General features: G+C 71.2%; 16 protein-coding genes, 1 tRNA gene and 2 pseudogenes. 11 read left to right on the top strand and 8 right to left on the bottom strand.

Features of this window, described 5'->3' with window-relative positions:
- Positions 1-40: 40 nt before the first annotated feature.
- The gene (locus ACF08N_RS23920) at positions 41-580 is read right to left on the bottom strand and encodes a heme-binding protein (RefSeq protein ID WP_392326704.1); all 540 of its coding nucleotides are present in this window, start codon (positions 578-580) and stop codon (positions 41-43) included.
- Between the two features lie 314 nt (positions 581-894).
- Between ACF08N_RS23920 and ACF08N_RS23915 the strand changes: the two genes are divergently transcribed.
- Together ACF08N_RS23915 and ACF08N_RS23910 are read left to right on the top strand one after the other, a co-directional pair.
- Positions 895-2,031, top strand: coding sequence for a sensor histidine kinase (locus tag ACF08N_RS23915; RefSeq protein WP_392326896.1), 1,137 nt, complete (start codon positions 895-897; stop codon positions 2,029-2,031).
- Positions 2,028-2,648, top strand: coding sequence for a response regulator (locus ACF08N_RS23910; protein WP_392326703.1), 621 nt, complete (start codon positions 2,028-2,030; stop codon positions 2,646-2,648). The genes ACF08N_RS23915 and ACF08N_RS23910 overlap by 4 nt, the downstream gene beginning before the upstream one ends.
- A gap of 12 nt (positions 2,649-2,660) precedes the next feature.
- Here ACF08N_RS23910 and ACF08N_RS23905 read toward each other — a convergent pair.
- Positions 2,661-3,193, bottom strand: a pseudogene (locus tag ACF08N_RS23905) (Uma2 family endonuclease).
- A gap of 215 nt (positions 3,194-3,408) precedes the next feature.
- On the opposite strand from ACF08N_RS23905, the gene ACF08N_RS23900 reads away from it, so the two are divergent.
- A complete protein-coding gene (locus ACF08N_RS23900) occupies positions 3,409-3,909 on the top strand; it encodes a hypothetical protein (protein WP_392326702.1) in 501 nt (166 codons plus the stop codon).
- Positions 3,910-3,932: 23 nt separating this feature from the next.
- Here ACF08N_RS23900 and ACF08N_RS23895 read toward each other — a convergent pair whose 3' ends face one another.
- Positions 3,933-4,577: a pentapeptide repeat-containing protein gene (locus tag ACF08N_RS23895; RefSeq protein ID WP_392326895.1), complete on the bottom strand. Its 645-nt coding sequence runs from the start codon at positions 4,575-4,577 to the stop codon at positions 3,933-3,935.
- A 159-nt stretch (positions 4,578-4,736) separates the two neighbouring features.
- On the opposite strand from ACF08N_RS23895, the gene ACF08N_RS23890 reads away from it, so the two are divergent.
- Together ACF08N_RS23890 and ACF08N_RS23885 are read left to right on the top strand one after the other, a co-directional pair.
- Positions 4,737-5,936 (top strand): FAD-dependent oxidoreductase, encoded by a 1,200-nt coding sequence (locus ACF08N_RS23890; RefSeq protein ID WP_392326701.1) that lies wholly within the window; start codon positions 4,737-4,739, stop codon positions 5,934-5,936.
- A 43-nt stretch (positions 5,937-5,979) separates the two neighbouring features.
- A complete protein-coding gene (locus tag ACF08N_RS23885; protein WP_392326700.1) occupies positions 5,980-6,975 on the top strand; it encodes a zinc-binding dehydrogenase in 996 nt (331 codons plus the stop codon).
- A gap of 10 nt (positions 6,976-6,985) precedes the next feature.
- Here ACF08N_RS23885 and ACF08N_RS23880 read toward each other — a convergent pair whose 3' ends face one another.
- Together ACF08N_RS23880 and ACF08N_RS23875 are read right to left on the bottom strand one after the other, a co-directional pair.
- Positions 6,986-7,456, bottom strand: a complete 471-nt coding sequence (locus ACF08N_RS23880) for a GNAT family N-acetyltransferase (RefSeq protein WP_392326699.1) — start codon at positions 7,454-7,456, stop codon at positions 6,986-6,988.
- 25 nt (positions 7,457-7,481) lie between these two features.
- Positions 7,482-8,366: an aminoglycoside phosphotransferase family protein gene (locus ACF08N_RS23875; RefSeq protein WP_392326698.1), complete on the bottom strand. Its 885-nt coding sequence runs from the start codon at positions 8,364-8,366 to the stop codon at positions 7,482-7,484.
- An 87-nt stretch (positions 8,367-8,453) separates the two neighbouring features.
- Between ACF08N_RS23875 and ACF08N_RS23870 the strand changes: the two genes are divergently transcribed.
- Together ACF08N_RS23870 and ACF08N_RS23865 are read left to right on the top strand one after the other, a co-directional pair.
- Complete coding sequence (locus tag ACF08N_RS23870) at positions 8,454-9,845, top strand: NAD(P)/FAD-dependent oxidoreductase (RefSeq protein WP_392326697.1); 1,392 nt, start codon at positions 8,454-8,456, stop codon at positions 9,843-9,845.
- On the top strand, positions 9,845-10,003 hold the full coding sequence (locus ACF08N_RS23865) for a hypothetical protein (protein ID WP_392326696.1): 159 nt from the start codon (positions 9,845-9,847) through the stop codon (positions 10,001-10,003). The genes ACF08N_RS23870 and ACF08N_RS23865 overlap by 1 nt, the downstream gene beginning before the upstream one ends.
- 238 nt (positions 10,004-10,241) lie before the next feature.
- Here ACF08N_RS23865 and ACF08N_RS23860 read toward each other — a convergent pair.
- Positions 10,242-12,340: pseudogene (locus ACF08N_RS23860) on the bottom strand (restriction endonuclease).
- An 88-nt stretch (positions 12,341-12,428) separates the two neighbouring features.
- Positions 12,429-12,504 (bottom strand) — tRNA-Thr (locus ACF08N_RS23855).
- Between the two features lie 155 nt (positions 12,505-12,659).
- Here ACF08N_RS23855 and ACF08N_RS23850 point away from each other — a divergent pair.
- From ACF08N_RS23850 to ACF08N_RS23835, 4 genes are all read left to right on the top strand, one after another.
- On the top strand, positions 12,660-14,057 hold the full coding sequence (locus ACF08N_RS23850; protein WP_392326695.1) for an RNA-guided endonuclease InsQ/TnpB family protein: 1,398 nt from the start codon (positions 12,660-12,662) through the stop codon (positions 14,055-14,057).
- Positions 14,058-14,480: 423 nt separating this feature from the next.
- Positions 14,481-15,608, top strand: a complete 1,128-nt coding sequence (locus ACF08N_RS23845; RefSeq protein ID WP_392326694.1) for an ABC transporter ATP-binding protein — start codon at positions 14,481-14,483, stop codon at positions 15,606-15,608.
- A 221-nt stretch (positions 15,609-15,829) separates the two neighbouring features.
- On the top strand, positions 15,830-16,255 hold the full coding sequence (locus ACF08N_RS23840) for a hypothetical protein (RefSeq protein WP_392326693.1): 426 nt from the start codon (positions 15,830-15,832) through the stop codon (positions 16,253-16,255).
- A 126-nt stretch (positions 16,256-16,381) separates the two neighbouring features.
- The gene (locus ACF08N_RS23835) at positions 16,382-17,098 is read left to right on the top strand and encodes an NDP-sugar synthase (protein WP_392326894.1); all 717 of its coding nucleotides are present in this window, start codon (positions 16,382-16,384) and stop codon (positions 17,096-17,098) included.
- 95 nt (positions 17,099-17,193) lie between these two features.
- On the opposite strand, the gene ACF08N_RS23830 is transcribed toward ACF08N_RS23835, so the two are convergent.
- Positions 17,194-18,792 (bottom strand): DoxX family membrane protein, encoded by a 1,599-nt coding sequence (locus tag ACF08N_RS23830; protein ID WP_392326692.1) that lies wholly within the window; start codon positions 18,790-18,792, stop codon positions 17,194-17,196.
- Positions 18,793-18,818 lie beyond the last annotated feature (26 nt).

Raw genomic sequence — 18,818 nt, 5'->3', positions numbered from 1 at the left:
TGCGAGGCCCAGGGCCAGGGGGCGCGCCCCATCGTCAGCGTCAGCGGCCGAGCGCCGCCACGCCCGCCTGCGCGAACTTCTCGTCCAGCGCGCCGCTCGGCGCACCCGCCACCCCGATGCCCGCGATCGGGGCGCCGCCGGCGGTCACGGGGGCGCCGCCCGCGAGGAACAGCGTGCCCGGGATGTCCTTCAGGTTCGGCGCCTGCTCCAGCCGCTTGGCCAGCTCGGAGGTCGGCGCGTTCCACGACACCGCGGTGTACGCCTTGCGCTCGGCGGACTCGTACGACTGCGGGCCCGCGCCGTCACCGCGCAGGGTGACGATCGTGTTGCCGTTGCGGTCGACGACGGCGACGGTGACGTGCTGGTTCTCCTTCTCCGCGGCGTCCAGCGTCGCCTGCGCCGCCTTCGTCGCGGCCTCGACCGTCAGGTGCGTGGACTGCATGAGGTTCCGGTCCGAGGCGTCGGCCGTGACGGCCGCCCTGGTCTCGGCGGCCGGGGCCGACGCGCTGGCGGAGACCGCGCCGAACGTACCGGCGGCGACGACGGCGGCAGTGGCGGCACCGATGAGAATCTTCTTCACGGGATGGCTCCTTGGGGAGGTCGAGGACTGCGTTGCGCTCTGCCATCGATCCTCCGGCCGCCCCCGGCCCCCGGCGGTCCACGGTCCGGCTGCTGCTGCACCCCGTGACGGACGACGGGCATGTCGACCGATCGGCTGATGCCGCCCTGGTCCGCCCGGGTCACGATGGATGCCTACACCCATGCCCGAGACGGGCCCGAGAGAGGGTCCAGGCCAGGTCCGAGACCGGGCCCGAGACCCGGCCGGACCCCGAGCGCCGAGAGGAGCGAGCCGTGCACGAGCAGGACCCCGACGCCCGGTGGCTGGCACGGGTCATGCACGCCGCGTTCTTCCTGCTGCTCGGCGCCTCGCTCGCCCGCTACCTGCTGCGCCACCCCTGGGAGATCCGCTCCCCGTGGATCATCGGGCTGTCGGCCGCGCTGACCCTGCTGTACGTCCTCGGGCCGGTCTTCGGACCGCGCGCCACGCCCCGCCGGTTCGTCCGGCCGTGGCTGTTCACCGTCGTCACCGTGTGGATGGTGCTCGTCGTGCTCGCGCCGAGCTTCGCCTGGTGCGCGGTGCCGCTGTTCTACACCGGGCTGCGGATCCTGCCGATGCGCGCCGCGCTCGTCCTCGTCGTCCTGCTCACCGTCTTCGTCGTCACCGCGCAGGTCCAGCTCTCGCACGGCGGGTTCGACCCCAACCTGGTCATCGCGCCGCCCGCCGTCGCCGCGATCGCCACCGCCGTCTTCGTCCACGCCGAACGGCTCGTGACCCGCCAGCGCGCCCTCATCGACGACCTGATCAGGACCCGCCGGGAACTGGCCGCCACCGAACGCCGCGAGGGCACCCTCGCCGAGCGCCAGCGCCTGGCCATGGAGATCCACGACACGCTGGCCCAGGGCCTGTCCAGCCAGCAGATGCTGCTGCAGGCCGCCGACCGCACCTGGGACGCCGACCCGCGGGCCGCGCGCCGCCACGTCCGTACCGCGGGGTCGATCGCCGAGCACAACCTCGCCGAGGCCCGCCGCTTCGTGCACGACCTGGCGCCCGCCGACCTCGCCGAGGGCGGCAGCCTGGAGGAGGCGCTGCGCACGGTCGCGGCCCGCGAGTCCGCGGGCTTCCGGGTCGACGGCACACCGGTCGCGCTGCCCGACCGGGTCCAGTCGGCGCTGGTGCGCATCGCGCAGGGCGCGCTGGCGAACGTACGCGAGCACGCCGGCGCCACCACCGCCGCGGTGACCCTGACGTACCTGGACGACCAGGTCGTCCTCGACGTCGCCGACGACGGCCGGGGCTTCGATCCGGGCGACGTCTCCGGCGCCGTGGCGGACGCGCCCTCCGGCGTCCGCGGGCACGGCCTGCCCGCCATACGGGCGCGGGTGCGGCAGCTCGGCGGCACCCTGACCGTCGAGTCGGCGCCGGGCGAGGGCACGGTGCTCTCGGCGGCGATCCCGCTGGAGGTGTCATGACCGTACGGATCCTGCTCTGCGACGACCACGCCGTCGTACGGGCGGGGCTGCTGGCCCTGCTCGGCAGCGAGGGCGACATCGAGGTCGTCGGCGAGGCGGGCAGCGGCGAGGAGGCGGTGGCGATGGCCTCCAAGCTGACGCCCGACGTGGTCCTGATGGATCTTCAGCTGGGTCCGGGCATCGACGGGGTGGAGGCGACACGGCGCATCGCCTCGCCCGACGTCCATGTACTGGTGCTGACGACGTACGACACGGACGCGGACATCACCCGCGCGATCGAGGCGGGGGCGACCGGCTATCTGCTCAAGGCGGAACGCCCGGAGGAGCTGTTCGCCGCGATCCGCGCGGCGGCCGAGGGCCGCACCGCGCTGTCGGCACCGGTCGCGGGCCGCGTCATGGACCGGATGCGGGGCGCGGCCGGGCCGACCCTGACGGAACGGGAACGGGACATCCTCGGCCAGCTCGCCCGCGGCCTCGGCAACCGCGAGATCGCCCGCGCGCTGTTCATCAGCGAGGCGACGGTGAAGACGCACCTGGGGCGCATCTACGCCAAGCTCGGCGTGGACACGCGCGCGGGCGCGGTAGCGGTGGCGAAGGAACAGCGGCTGCTGTCGTGAGGCAGGCGGGCGTCAGAACTCGCTGGTGTCGAGGTCGAAGCCGAGGGGCTCGGGCAGCGGGACGGTCTTGGAGAGTTCGTACGCGACCTTGTCCTCGTAGTCCTCTCCCGCAGGTGAGGCACACAGGACAGCCTGTCCCGACTCCCGGTCGATGAGCAGATACAACGGGATCCCGGCTCGCGCATAGCCGCGGATCTTCTTGACACGATCGTTACCGGCGGTCGAGTCCGAGGTCACTTCCGCGACGAGCAATACGGCGGAGGGATCATGGTATTCCTGCCGGTCGGCAAAGCTGCCCTTGGGCGCGACCACCAGGTCCGGCACGATCTTCCGGTCATCGAAGCTCCGGGCACGAACAGTCCGATTCCCGTGTACCGAGCAAGATCCTTGCGGTGGTCGCGCACCTGACCACTGAGCTCCGAGACGATCTCTTCGTGCTCACCATTGGCCGGAGGCGTCACGTGGATCTCCCCTTCGATCAATTCCACGCGCCACCCGTCGGGGGCGGCCGCGCTGAACACGTCGAAGGCTTCTTCAACCGACATTGCCGGGTTCCTGGACTCGAACACGTCATTCTCGGTCCCGTACTCGGGTACAGGCAGCGCCATGGCAGGCCTCCTTCGCGCAGAGCGACACTTTCAGCGTATGCCGCCGCCTCGGCCTGAAAGGCGGATCTCTTCAATCGAACGCGTGAACGATGCATTTCGGCAGGTCGGACTCGCACTGAGCAGGACCTGCAGTCCATGACACCATCACTTACGTGCTCGACATCGGCTACTCCCTCTCGCGCCGCTTCCCCGACCCCCCGCAGACCGACTACCGGCGCGCGGACGTCCACGCGCTGCGCCACGACCTGTTCTGCGGCGACGTCTACCTCGCCGACACGAAGGCGGACCGGGAAGTGTCCACAGCCTGGGGATGGGTGCCCGTGCTCGACTTCGCGTGGGCGCTGTGCGACATCGTCGAGCAGCTCGACCGCGACCCGCTCGGCAGCCGCGCCGCCCGGCCGCAGCACGCCGAGCTCGACTTCACCGAGTCCTCCGACCGCATGCTCTTCGAGCGGCGCTTCGGCTGGGTCGACGTCGAGGCGGACTGGATGCCCGGCGACGAACCGCCCCTCACCTTCAGCCACTCCGAACTGCGCCGCGAGGCCCGCGACTTCCTCCACGACCTGATCGCGGACCTGACGGACATGCACGAGGGTCTCGCCGACAACCCGGCGATCTGGGACCTCCAGTCCCGATTCCCCCGCACCCAGTAGCCCCCGGCGCCACGGGACAGCCCTCACTCCACCCGCACACCGACCTGCGCCGCCAACGCCGGGGCCAGGTCCAGCAGTTGCGCCGAGCTGATCACCGCGCCCGCCAGCCGCTCCACCCCCCGCGCGATGTCCAGCTCCGTCGCGCCCCGCAGGTCGACGTCCTTCATCCGCACCGCGCCGAAGTCCACCTGCCGCAGCGCGCAGTCCCGGAACGCGACCCTCTCCAGCCGCGCCCCCGCGAAATCCGCCTCCACCAGCACACAGCCCTCGAACACCACGTCCGTCAGCCTCGCCTCCCGCAGATTCAGAAAGTCGATCTTCCCTCCCTTCACGGCCACGCCCGTCAGCACCGCCCCGTGCAGCTGCACCCCGCCCAGCCGCGCGTCCCTCACCTCCACGTCCCGCAGCGACGCCCCCGCCAGGTCCGTCCCCACGCCCCGTACGCCCTCCAGCACGCTGTCCACGAAACGGGCCCGCACCAGCTCCGTGTCGTCCAGCGCGCACTCCCGCAGCGCGCAGTCGATGAACCGCGCCCCCGCGCCCCGCTGCCCGCCGAGGTCCAGCCCGGCGAACTCCACCCCGTCGTATTCCCCGTCCGGCTCCAGCCCGCCGCCGCCGAACCTCTCCAGCGGCGGCAGCCGCACCTCCGCCACCCGAGCCGCCGCCACCTTCGTCCCACGCGCCTTCGCCATGGTCCCCATGGTGACGTGTGCCACTGACAACGCCCTCGGGCCGCGGCGATGTCACACATCGCGGCACCGGATCCGTCCCATCGGAGACAACCGCGCGAGTCGACAGCGGGCCGAGCCATCCGGGGAGAGACAGCAATGCAGGAGATCACGGTCGTCGGCGGCGGCTTCGCCGGCCTCACCGCCGCCATCACCGCCGCCGAGTCCGGTGCCCGCGTGGCCCTGTACGAGGCTCACCACACGCTCGGCGGCCGGGCCCGCACCACGGAGGGCCCGTACCGGACCAACGACGGTCCGCACGCCCTCTACAACCGCGGCCCCCACTGGACCTGGCTCAAGCAGCGCGGCCTGCTCGGCCCCATGGCCGCGCTCCCGCCCCGCGAAGGCGCCCGGTTCCGCTTCCGCCGCGGCGGCGCGCTCCGCAGGACCCCGCCGCTCGCCCTGCTGAAGATCGCCCGCCGCCCCGCCGCGGAGGCCCCCGTCGACACCGACTTCCTGTCCTGGGCCACCCGCGTCGCCGGTGAGGAAGGAGCCCGCGCCACCGCCCACTTCATGGGCGTCGCCCTCTTCCACCACGACCCCGGCTCGCTCTCCGCCGCCTTCGTCCAGGAACGGCTCCGCCGCACCACCGCCCTGCCGCCCGAGGCCCACTACCCGCGCGGTGGCTGGGGCCAGGTCGTCGACCGCATGGCGGCGCGCGCCTGGGACCTCGGCGTACGCATCGAGACCACCTCCCGCGTCGACGCCCTGCCCGAGCGCCACGGTCCCGTGATCGTCGCCACCTCCCTCGACGCCGCCCGCCGGCTCCTCGGCGACGACAGCCTGCGCTGGACCAGCGGCCGTACCACCCTCGTCGACCTGGCGCTGCGCAGCCGGCGCGGCGACCCGTTCGTCGTCTCCGACCTCGACGCGCCCGGCTGGCTGGAACGCTTCACCGCCCAGGACCGGTCGCTCGCCCCCGAGGGGCAGTCGCTCCTCCAGGCCCAGCTCCCGATCGCCCCCGAGGCGTCCAAGGCCGACGGCGTCGCCCACGCCGAAGCCCTCCTCGACCTCGGCTTCCCCGGCTGGCGCGAGCGCACCGCATGGCGCCGCGAGGCGCTGGCCAACGGCCGCACCGGCGCCGTGGACGTGCCCGGCACCACCTGGCGCGACCGGCCCGCCATCGACCGCGGCGACGGGGTCTACCTCGCCGGCGACCAGGTCGCGGCCCCCGGGCTCCTGTCCGAGGTGGCGTTCAACAGCGGCCTGGAAGCGGCCTCGCTCGCCCTGCGCGTCGCCCCGTACACGGGCACCCGGCACAGCGGCACCCGAAAGGCCCTTGACCTCAAGCAAAGTTGAGGTCGAACAGTGGGTCCCGCAACCGACAACGAGGGAGCCCACCATGCACGCCGTCCGCCTCCACGCCTTCGGCCCCGCCGAGAACCTCACCCACGAAAGCGTCGCCGACCCCGTACCCGGCCCCGGCCAGGTACGGATCGCCGTCGCCGCCGCCGGCGTGCACCTCCTCGACGCCGCCCTGCGCCAAGGCGCCCAAGGCCCCTACCCGGCCCCCGTCGCACTCCCCACCGTGCCCGGCCGCGAGGTCGCCGGAACCGTCGACCGCATCGGCGACGGCACCGACGAGACCTGGCTCGGCAAGCGCGTCGTCGCCCACCTCGGCATGAACCCCGGAGGCTACGCCGAACTCGCCGTCACCGACGCCGACCGCCTCCACCCCGTCTGCGACGGCCTCGACGAAGCCGAGGCCGTCGCCATGATCGGCACCGGCCGCACCGCCCTCGGCATCCTCCAGTTCACCGACCTCGGCCCCGACGACACCGTCATCGTCCCCGCCGCCGCGGGCGGCATCGGCACCCTGATCGTCCAGTACGCCAAGAACGCCGGCGCCACCGTCATCGGCCTCGCGGGCGGCCCCGACAAGACCGCCCGCGTCCGCGCCAACGGCGCCGACCTCGCCGTCGACTACCTGCGCCCCGACTGGCCCGCCACGGTCCGCGCCCACCTCGGCGACCGCCGCGCCACCGTCCTCTACGACTCCGTCGGCGGGGACACCGCCCGCACCGCCGCCGACCTCCTCGGCAAGGGCGGGCGGCACATCGTCTTCGGCTGGTCCAGCCAGGGCATCACGACCGACACCGCCCCCCTCTTCACCGACGAGGAACTCGCCGCACGCGGCATCACCTCCGAAGGCGTCCTCGGCCCCGCCATGCTCGAAAAGGCCGGCGGCCTGCGCGCACTGGAGACCCGCGCCCTCACCGAAGCCGCCGCCGGCCGACTGCGGCCCGCCGTCACCCGCTTCCCCCTCCACCAGGCCGCCGCCGCCCACCGCGCCCTGGAAACCCGCGGCACCGTCGGCAAGGTCGTCCTCATCCCGTAAGGCCCTCGGCCTACGACCCCAACGCCGCGAGCGCCCCGTCCGTCAGCCGGTACACCGTCCACTCGTCCTGCGGCTTCGCACCCAGCGACTCGTAGAAACTGATCGACGGGGCGTTCCAGTCCAGCACCGACCACTCCAGGCGCTCGTACCCGCGCGCCACACAGATCCGCGCCAACTCCGTCAGCAGCGCCTTGCCATGACCACCGCCCCGCAACTGCGGCCGCACGTACAGATCCTCCAGATAGATCCCGTGCACCCCACGCCACGTCGAGAAGTTCAGGAACCACAACGCGAACCCGGCCACCTCCCCCGCATCCGTCTCCGCGATGTGCGCGAACGCGGCGGGCCGCTCCCCGAACAGCGCCTCACGCAACTGCTCCTCGGTCACCCTCACCTCGTGCAGGGCCTTCTCGTAGTCCGCGAGCTCCCGGACCATCTCGTGGATCACGGGCACGTCGTCAGGCGCAGCAGTACGAATCATGGGCACAGCCTGCCCCGACGGCCGCCTACCGTGCCAGCAGTGTCCGAGCGATGAACACCTGGTCCTCGTCGAGCTCGTCCTCCCCCTCCTCGACCTCCCACAGCCCGTTCTGCAGCACCCTCCCCAGCGTCCACGCACGCGCCCGCTCACGGTCCAGCCCCAGCACCTCCGTCAGCAGATCGAACCGCCACAGCACCGCGTCCTCGTCGAACCGGTTCCACAGCGCCGGCAGCAACTCGAACCCCGGATCCCCCGCGAGCGGCTTCGGATCGATCGCCAGCCACGGCTCACGCTCCGCCGCCAGGACGTTGTCGAAGTGCAGATCCCAGTGCAGCAGCCGGTCACCCGGCTCCCCCGCCACCTCCCGCACCGCCGCCGCACAGTCCCGCAGCAGACGCCGCTCCTCCTCGTACGCCAGCCCCAGGACCGCCGCCGGCACCCCCACCAGCATCCGCGCCGCGACATCCCCCAGCCTGCGCAACCCCACCGGCGCCGCCACCGACGACAACCGCGCCAGCAGCCCGGCCAGCACCTCCGTCGCCGCCCGGTCGTCCGCCACCGTCGACAGATGCCGCCCCGGAACCACCCTCTCCAGCAACAGCGTCCCCGTCTGCGCGTCGCACTCCAGCAACCGCGCCACCCCGTCACCGGCCCACGTGCGCAACGCCAGCCACTCGCCCTCGGTCTCCTCGTCACGCTGCTGCAGCTTCAGCACCGCCCGCGTACCGTCCGCACACACCACCGGCAGCACCAACGAGACCCCGCCGTACATCGACGGCCCGTCGAGCCGCAGCCCCCACCCGTCGAGAAAAGCCTCCGCCCGCCCCGGCAACGCCTCGACCAGAGCCCGCCCCGACTCCTCCCCGTACGACAGCAAGGAGGCGACCAGCTCGTCCGGAATGTCGATCACGCCGCGATCGTACGTCGCGAAACCCCGCCCGGAGCAGTAAATTCCCGCCACACGAACGCGTCCACCGGCAGGGAAGCAGCAATCGACATGAGCACCGTCAACGGCGGCATTTCGTTCTGGTACGCACAGGACGGCACACCCGCCCCCCGCGAACCCCTGCCCGGCGACACCACCGCCGACGTCTGCATCGTCGGCGGCGGATACACCGGCCTGTGGACCGCGTACTACCTCAAGAAGGCCGTCCCCTTCCTCAACATCACCGTCCTCGAAGCCACGTTCTGCGGATACGGCGCCTCCGGACGCAACGGCGGCTGGCTCTACAACGGCATCGCCGGACGCGACCGCTACGCCCGCCTGCACGGCCACGACGCCGCCGTCCGCCTCCAGCAGGCGATGAACGACACCGTCGACGAAGTCATCCGCGTCGCCGGCGAGGAATCCATCGACGCCGACATCCACAAGGGCGGCGTCCTCGAAATCGCCCACACCCCCGCCCAACTCGCCCGCCTCAAAGCCTTCCACGCCGTCGACATCGCCTTCGGCGAGAAGGACCGCCTCCTGCTCGGCGCCCGCGAGACCGCCGAACGCATCCGCGTCACCGGAGCCGTCGCCTCCACCTGGACCCCGCACGGCGCCCGCCTCCACCCGGTCAAACTCGTCAAGGGCCTCGCCGCCGCCGTCGAAGCGCTCGGCGTCACCATCCACGAGTCCACCCCGGTCACCGAGATCAGGCCCAAGCACGCCGTCACCCCGTACGGCACCGTCCGCGCCCCCTACATCCTGCGCTGCACCGAAGGCTTCACCGCCTCCCTCAAGGGCCGCCACCGCACCTGGCTCCCCATGAACTCCTCCATGATCGTCACGGACCCGCTGCCCGAACACGTCTGGTCCGACATCGGCTGGTCCGGACGCGAAACCCTCGGCGACATGGCGCACGCCTACATGTACGCCCAGCGCACCGCCGACGACCGCATCGCCATCGGCGGCCGCGGCGTCCCCTACCGCTACGGCTCCAGGACCGACAATGACGGACGCACCCAGCCCACCACCATCGACGCCCTGCGCGACATCCTCGTCCGCTTCTTCCCCCGCCTCGCCGGCACCGGCATCGCCCACGCCTGGTCCGGCGTCCTCGGCGTCCCCCGCGACTGGTGCGCCACCGTCACCCTCGACCGCTCCACCGGCCTCGGCTGGGCAGGCGGCTACGTCGGCTCCGGCGTCGCCACCGCCAACCTCGCCGCCCGCACCCTCCGCGACCTGATCCAGCAGGACGCCGGCCAGTCCGGCCCCACCGACCTCACCGCCCTGCCCTGGGTGAACCACAAAGTCCGCAACTGGGAACCGGAACCGCTGCGCTGGCTCGGCGTCCACACCCTCTACGCGGCCTACCGCACCGCGGACCGCCGCGAAGCCACCACCCACACGCCCACGACGGACCGCCTGGCCAGACTCGCGGACAAGATCTCGGGCCGCCACTGATGCCCACCGACACCCCCGCCCCCATCACCGCATGCCGACTGCACTGGCCGGCGCTCCCCACCGGCGACCAGACAGCCGTACTCGACGCGATGGAGCTCACCGACCCGCAGCCGACCGGCTTCGCGGACGCGGTCGCCGCGGTCGACGACGCGACCTGACCATCGGCGACCCGCTGCCCTTCGAGACCCGGTGCCACGCGGAGGTCGGCGGCGACGACGAATGGGACTGGGTCGCGTCCGACCTCGCCCCGAAGATCGCCGCCGCACTCAGCCTCGACCCTCACACCCTCGGCCCGCACACCCCCACCCGGGGCCACGGCGTCCTGGCCCGCACCCCCAGGTGTCCGGGACATGAAAAAGCGCCCGGGCCGACAGCACGTCGGCCCGGGCAGTCGGCTTACTCCACCGCGATCCCGAAATCCCCCACCAGCTCCTCCAAACCACCCCGGTAGCCCTTGCCGCCCAGCACGAACTCCCAGTCTCCGCTGGAACGCCGCCGGAACGATCCCAGGACCAGCGCCGTCTCACTGTCCCGACCGTCCGACACGACCAACCTGTCCAGCTCCACGCCCGACGCATCCCGGAGCCGGATCGACGCATCCGCGAATGTCGAGAGATCAGCATCCGGATTCACCTCCGGATCGACCGCCGCCACCAGCACCAGTCGATCCGCCCCCTCCGGCAACGCATCGAACGCCACCCGAATCGCCGTCCGATCCCCGGCAAACGAACCCAACATGCGCACAGAGCCGTCCGGCGTCGCCTCGTTGTTGAAGAAAACGAAGAACTCGTCGCCGAGCACCCTGTTCCCCGCGCACACCAACGCACAGACATCCAGAGCCACCGAGCCCGACCACGACATCCCGAGCACGCTGTAGTCGTGATCACTGCCTGGAACCTCGTCCGCAGCCGACGCAGGAACCGAGACCGCCTCCCCGTCACCGAGACGCCCACGCAGCCCGTGCCGGTGCAGCAGATCAACCAGTTCCGTCCCCGACACGAGCGTCAAAGGCTTGCCATTGGCAAAGGTGTACGCACCCGGACCGAAACCCGACGTAGTCACCAGAACACCCTTGTTGGCACCCGTCGCCTGAACAGTGCCGAACAACTCCCGCACCGCAGCCACCGGAACCGTGCCACGGTAGCGCTTCACCTGCACAACGATCTTCCCGCCGCTGATCGGATCAGGATCGACCGCATCCACATCCACCCCACCGTCGTTCGACCGCTGCGTTGTCATCGCCTGAAACCCACGCGCGCGGAACAGCTCCGCCACCAAGCCCTCGAACTCGATCGGATCCATCGCCAGCAGGTCCGGTTCACCGCCGCTCCCGCGGGAACCCCCCCCCCCCCCCCCGAACCCACCTGCTCCGGAACGCGGCCCGGCCGCACCGCGACCCGCTGATCAGGACGCGCCGACAACTGCCCCCGAAGCCCCCCGGTCAGACACTCCACCGCACCGACCAGCTCCAAATGCACCGCTTCGAACTCCGCGCGATCCACCATCACCGACGCCAGAACCACCCGCGACGGCCGGCCCGTCGCCGGATCCACGTCATCCACGAAGCCATTCAGCGCCACAGAACGCAGCACTTCGCATTCATCCGCCGCAAACAACTCCCGCAACGCCAGCAACACACTCTGCGCAAGAACGTCCCGGTACAGTGCCCTCCGCTGGGCCGCCGGCCGGGCGATCTCCTTCTCCTGGTCCGTCCCGACCAGATAACGCACGCCCTTCGCCTCAGGAACAACCTCGTAGCCGGGCAGCTCCCAATCGAGCACGAGTTGCCGCGCCGCCCGGTCGTACGCCGCCGACACCTGCCGCGGAAACCCCTCCGGCCAAGCCGTCGACGCATACAGAGCAGCCGAGAAGTACTCCACCACCGTCTCCGGCTCACTCGCACGCAAAGCACGGGCCATACCCTCGATTCCGGCGTTGTGCTCCCGGATCTCCGCCAGCCGCGCACGCGCCCAGTCGTCGTACTGCTGCCGATACGCCGCCAGATCCTGCCGACGCCTCTCCTCGGCCGCCTGCGCCGCATACCAGTCCCGCTCGAAACGCGCCCGCGCCTCCTGCTCCGCCTGCGCCCGCCCAGCAGCCGTCCAACCGCCCCGCGACTGGTAATGGGCCGGATCCGGCATCCTCACCGGCTGCGCCAAAGGCCCCGGCGCGAAGGCCTCCACCTCCTCCGTCCGCCGCAACGTCGCAACACGGAACCGAGGCGCCTCACACCCAGCGACGAGCAGCCCTTCCAAGGCAGCCACCCGTGTATCCAGCTCCTGCGTACGCCGCAGAACATCCTGCTCCCGCTGCCGCCGATAAGCGGCCTGCTGCTCCCGGTGCATCCGCGCCATGTCCCGCGCGTACGCCCGCTGCTGTCGCTCCTGCTCCCTCTGCTGTCGGACAACCGCCGAGTGCTGCGCTTCGCGCTGCCGCTGCTGCTGCCGTTGTGCCTCCGCCCAGGTTCCGATGAATCCACCCGAACGACGCCCCATCCGACGCACCCCTCCCCAGGTACACCCCGAACACACCCCCGCAAAACGCAAGTGTCCCGGACCTGAGAGGTCCGGGACACGTGTTTCGTGGAGCCGCCTGCCGGAATCGAACCGGCGACCTACTGATTACAAGGCAGTGGCTCTACCAACTGAGCTAAGGCGGCATTGCTCGCGGTCACTCACGCGCGCGAGGCTCCCCCACTCTACACAGCACCACGAACCGCCCGCGAAGAACTTCACGCCCACCGTAACCACCCGCCCACACGTTCGTTGAACGGACAGGAGTGCTGTTCCGGCTATCGGACGGCAGGGGGGTGTGATGGGGTCATCCGAGCAGCCTGTGCGCGTCGTGGGCGAGGAAGCCAAGCGCGTCAAGCGGGAGGACCTCGGCATCGCCGACCGGCGCAAGCATCACGCCCGTGTCGCGACGCCTCTGAAGAGCCGGACCGAAGAGGCCGGCACCCAGCAGCGTGTCTACCGGTTCCGCTTCTATCCGACCGCGTCCCAGGCCGAGCAGCTCGAGCGGACCTTCGGCGCCTGCCGCTGGGTCTACAACGAAGGGCTTGCCCTACGGGCGCGTGCCTGGGAGCAGCATCGGGTGTCGCTCGGGTTCGCGGAGACGTGTCGGGCATTGACGGGGTGGCGTCGGGCGGAGGGGACGTCGTGGTTGCGGGAGGTGTCGTCGACAGTGCTGCAGCAGGCGTTGCGGCATCTGGAGGGGGCGTTTTCGCGGTTCTTCCGGGGTGCTGCGAGGTACCCGAAGCCGAAGAGGAAGCGTCGGTCGCGGGATTCGGCGACGTATGTGCGGACCGGGTTCCGGTGGGTGGAGGATCCGGAGCGGCCGGGGACGGGGTCGGTGACGCTGGCAAAGCAGGGCGAGCCGTTGGATGTGCGGTGGTCGCGTCCCTTGCCCGGTGGTCAGGTGCCGGTGAAGCTGACGGTGACCCGTGATCGGGGCGGCCGCTATTTCCTGTCGGTGCTGGTGGAAGAGCGGATAGAACCGCTGCCGGCCGTGTTTCTGCCGGGTGGATGCGAGCCGAAGGCGGTCGGTCTGGATCTTGGTCTGGCCACGTTGGTCACGATGGACGACGGTTCGAAGCTGGAGCATCCCAGGCTGTTGCGGAAGTACGCGGATGAGCTGGCGCGGCGGCAGCGGGAGCTGCACCGCAAGGAGAAGGGGTCGAAGAACAGGGGGAAGGCCCGTGAGCGTATCGCCAGGTTGTACGCGCTCATCAGTGATGCCCGCAGGGACGCGCTGGATCAGTTGACGACTCGCCTCGTGCGCGAGAACCAAGTGCTCGTGGTGGAGGACCTTCCCGTTGCCAATCTCCTGCGCTCAGCGCCGGGCAAGGGACGGCGACGGAAGGCGAAACTGAACCAGTCGATCACCGATGCGGCATGGGGTGAGCTGCTGCGGCAGCTGCGGTACAAGTGCGCGTGGTACGGGCGGACGCTGGTGATCGTGGACCGGTTCTTCCCGTCCACGCGTCGTTGTTCTTCATGCCACGCGAAGGGCCCTCGCCTCGATGTGTCGGCGCGGGAGTGGACCTGTCAGGAGTGCGGTGTGGTGCACGACCGGGACGTGAACGCGGCGGTGAATCTCCGGGACGAGGGGATGCGGCTGTACTGGCTGGCGGCGATGGCGCTGCCGCCGGGCAGAGGGATGCCGTCCGTGATCAGGGCGTCGGAGCTGCCGGAGGTCCATCTGACGGCGTAGGGAGTGCTGGAGAGAGGTACGGACCGACGGGCCGTCGGCCGTCATGCCTGTGGAGCCCGCGTAAGACCGGTCTGGTGTGGCCCCTGAGGGCTGTGCGCAGTCGGCGATGGGCGTCGAAGCAGGAAGCGCTGCTCGTGAGGGCGCAAATGCGCGCAAGGAGCGGCAAGCTCACAATCCGTTGCTCTGCTTACGCGCGCCTGCGAGGTCAAAAGTCGGGTGCTCTGGCACCCGCGCGGCGAGATCAAAAGCCAACCGTTCGGGCCGAGGCACCGCCTCGTTCGAAAATTTCGTCGCCCATCGACTGCTGACAGATCCGACATCGCCAGGTAGCGTCACCGCCAGTCCACCCACGGGGTGGACTGGACCACTCCCTCTACAACGGATCGTCCGGCACGTTCCTGCCGGTGAAGGGAGCCATTCACCATGGCTACTGTCACGTTCGACAAGGCGACCCGGATCTATCCGGGTTCCGACAAGCCCGCCGTCGACCAGCTCGACATCCAGACCGAGGACGGCGAGTTCCTCGTCCTCGTCGGCCCCTCCGGCTGTGGCAAGTCCACCTCCCTGCGCATGCTCGCCGGGCTCGAGGACGTCAACGGCGGCGCCATCCGGATCGGTGACCGCGACGTCACGCACCTGCCGCCCAAGGACCGGGACATCGCCATGGTGTTCCAGAACTACGCGCTCTACCCGCACATGAGCGTCGCCGACAACATGGGCTTCGCCCTCAAGATCGCCGGCGTCAACAAGAGCGAGATCCGCAAGAAGGTCGAGGAGGCCGCGAAGATCCTCGACCTCACCGACTACCTGGACCGCAAGCCCAAGGCGCTCTCCGGCGGTCAGCGCCAGCGTGTCGCCATGGGGCGGGCCATCGTGCGTGAGCCGCAGGTCTTCCTCATGGACGAGCCGCTGTCGAACCTCGACGCCAAGCTCCGTGTGTCGACGCGTACGCAGATCGCGAGCCTCCAGCGCCGCCTCGGCATCACCACCGTGTACGTCACGCACGACCAGGTCGAGGCCATGACCATGGGCGACCGTGTGGCAGTGCTCAAGGACGGGCTGCTCCAGCAGGTCGACTCGCCGCGCAACATGTACGACCGCCCGGCCAATCTCTTCGTCGCCGGCTTCATCGGCTCCCCGGCCATGAACCTGGTCGAGGTCCCGATCACCGAAGGCGGCGTGAAGTTCGGCAACAGCGTCGTCCCGGTCTCCCGCGAGGCCCTGTCCGCCGCCGCCGACAAGGGCGACACGACCGTCACGGTCGGCGTCCGCCCCGAGCACTTCGACGTCGTCGAGCACGGCGGCGCGGAGACCAAGACGCTCTCCAAGGACGCCCCGGCCGGTCTCGCCGTGTCGGTGAACGTCGTCGAGGAGCTCGGCGCCGACGGCTACGTGTACGGCTCCGCCCAGGTCGGCGGCGAGCACAAGGACCTGGTCGTCCGTGTCGGCGGCCGCAGCGTGCCGGACAAGGGCAGCGAGCTGCACGTCGTGCCGCGTCCGGGCGAGATCCACGTCTTCTCGACGTCGACGGGCGAGCGCCTGAGCGACTGAGCGACTGACGCGCCGGGCAGTTCTCCGGCTCGATAGCACAGAGGCCGGGCTCCGCACTCGACATGCGGGGCCCGGCTTTTCGTGCAGTCGGACAAATCCCGGGCGTTCACTGGCATTTCACCCCCGGGCGTCAACATGCGATTCGAAAAGAGCCCTCGAACCATCCCCCACGTGAGTGACTGAATGTCGCCAAATCATCACTGGCCGCTACGCTCACTCGCGTGACCCACACAGCCCGCCGAATCGGCCGCACTCTCGCCCTCGTCCTGCCTGTCGTCCTGGTGCTCTCCGGAACCCTCGCGGTCTCCAGCGTCCCGTGGGCCGGGCAGGCCGCCACCGAGTCGCAGATGCTCACCGCATCCTCCGAGCATGTCTCGGTGCGCGCCAAGTCCCGTGCGCCGCAGGACGTTCTGCGCGACAAGCTGCTCACGGAGCTGCAGGCGAAGGACCCGGGCGTCGCGCTCACGCATCTGCAGCGCGAGGTCGAGGCGCGTCCCTCGCTCGCCCACCACTGCATGTCGATCGCCCGCGCCCTGGGCCGGGCCGCCGTGGACCGCTACGGGCCCACGCGCGCCCAGCGGTTCTCGCGGCCCGTCTGCGACACCTCCTTCGCCACCGGCGTCCAGCAGCAGGCGCTCGGGCACTGAGGGGCCGTCGCGGCGCCGCCAGCAGCCGACGGCGCCGCACGGCCGGACACGACACGGACCGGGCCCGCACCCGCGGGTCCGGTCCGTGTCGTGTCCGGCGGTGCGCATATCGTTCACGGCATGCAGATGCCTACGTATCCGACGCAGGCCGTGGTCCTGGCCGGTGGCCAGGGCTCGCGGCTGCGCCCGTACACCGACGACCGCCCGAAGCCGATGGTGGAGATTCCCGGCACGGGGATGCCGATCATCGGGCATCAGCTGGCCTGGCTCGCGGCGGAGGGCGTGACCGACGCCGTGGTCTCGTGCGGGCATCTGGCCGAGGTGCTCCAGAAGTGGCTCGAGAGCGCCGATCTGCCGCTGCGGGTCACGACGGTGGTGGAGACGGAGCCGCTGGGCCGGGGCGGTGGTCTGAAGTACGCGGCGGCGAGCCTGCCGCATCCGGACCAGCCGTGGTACGCGACGAACGGTGACATCTGGACGCGGTTCTCGCTGCGGGAGATGGCGGCGTTCCACGGGGAGCGCGACGCGACGGCGACGCTGGCGCTGGCGCGCCCCCGGATTCCGTGGGGGGCGGTGGAGACGGATGCATTCGGGCACATCACGGACTTCATCGAGTCGCCGCCGTCGCCGTATCTGATCAACGCGGGTGTGTACGTGTTCTCGGCGGCCTTCACGGGCCTGCTGCCGGACGTCGGCGACCACGAGCGCACGACGTTCCCGCGGCTGGCGCGTGAGCGGCGTCTGGCGGGCTTCCCGCTGCCGCAGGGGGCGTACTGGCGGGCGATCGACACTGCCAAGGACCTGACCGAGGCCGCGAAGGAGCTCGCCTCGCAGGTGCGCTGAGCCGGCCTGTAGGGCCGAGGCCCGTACGCGAGGACCATGCGGAAGAGGGCGGTCACCGGATGCACCCGGTGACCGCCCTCTCGGCGCGTAGGGCCTCAGCCCAGCAGGCCGCCGATGACGCCGCCGCCCTCGGAGGAGCCGCCGGAGCCCCCGCCGGAGCCGCCCGAGGTGCCTCCGGAGCCGGTGCCGCCGCTGGACGTGGGCCCGGAGCTGGTGGTCGGCGGCGGTGCGGGCTGCGAGCCCGTGGGGGCCTGCTGGCCGGTGCCCTGGGTCTCGCTGGGGGTGCCGCCGACCTGGCCGGTCTCGCGGACGGTGTCCTCGGCGGGTGCCGAGGTCTTCGAGGTGGGGGTGCCGGAGCGGCTGGCGGACGGGGAGGGCTTGTCCGTGCGCGTGCCGGAGGAGCTGCGTTCCGTGCCGGGTTCCTGCGGGAGCGGGGCGCCGGGCAGGTGGTTGCTGGGGTTCTGGTCGGGGCCGGGCACGGTGACGACCTCGGTGGAGCGGACGGCGCCGCCGAGCATGGAGCCGATGAGCATGGTGAGGCCCACGACGACGGCGGCGACGAGGCCGCCGCGGCGCAGGACACGGCGGCGCAGGTCCCAGATCTCGGAGCGCGGGCCGAGGGTGCGCCAGGCCTCGCCGGCGAGGCGGCCGTCGATGGAGTAGACGGGGGCGCCCGCGATGATCAGCGGGGACCAGGCGGCGAGGAAGATGAAGTCGGGCGCGTCGTAGACGGGGACGGTCCGCCAGGTCACGGTGAGGATCAGTGCCGCGGACAGCAGGGCGCCGATGACGGCGGCGACGCGCTGCCACAGGCCGAGGACGGTGAGGACGCCGACGACGACCTGGAGGAAGGCGACGGTGAGTCCGGCGCCGACGGGGTGCGCGAGTGCGAAGTCGCGCAGCGGAGCGGCCAGCGCCCAGGGGTGGAGCGAGTTCAGCCACATGACCATGGACCCGCGGTCGCCGCCGTCGAAGTAGACGGGGTCGCAGAGTTTGCCCATGCCGGCGTACACGGAGATCAGCCCGAGGAGCAGGCGCAGCGGCAGGAGCACCACGCCGAGGTTCAGGCGGCGGTCGGGGTAGTAGGCGTGCCGGGTGGGGTCGCCTGTGGGCCGGTGGCCGGCGGGCGCACCGGCGGCGGTGGGCGCGATCTCGGCGTACGGCTCGGGGTCGTAGGTGTCCTGGCCGTAGCCGCCGTACGTGTCCGGGCCGTCCTGCCCCTCGCGGCTGTCCGGGCCGTCCTGCCCGTGGCTGTAGGAGTCGTACGAGTCGTAGGCGCCGACGGCCTGGCGCATGGGCGGCAGCAGAGGTCGCGCGTCGGTGACGGCAGGGTGCTGCACCGTGTCGTCGCCGAGGTCGATGCGCGGCATGACCTGGGTGGCGCCGGTGTTGTAGGGGTCGTGCTCCAGGGTGGAGTTGCGCACGGCCTGGAGGAGCCCGGTGGCGCCGGAGTCCCCGGGCGCGGACCTGCCGCTCCACACGACGGGCGCCCTGCGCCGCGCGGTGCCCGCGCCGACGGAGGCGAGCCGTGAGGTGTCCGCCAGGGCACGTGCGGGGCGCGGGCTCTGGGCGAGCTGCACCCGGAAGCTGGCGTGGTTGACGATGACCTGCGCGGGATCGCAGTCCACCTTGACCATGCTCAGTGCAGGCTGATCATCGAACCCGGACCGGGGCGTTCTGGTGTCCACACTCATCTAACCGAGTGACGTGTGTTTAGGGC

Origin of the sequence: Streptomyces sp. NPDC015127 (genome assembly GCF_043080095.1) — a bacterium.
GTDB lineage: Bacteria > Actinomycetota > Actinomycetes > Streptomycetales > Streptomycetaceae > Streptomyces.
Note: the sequence above shows the minus strand (reverse complement) of the source record. Positions and strands in the feature narration are given on the sequence as shown.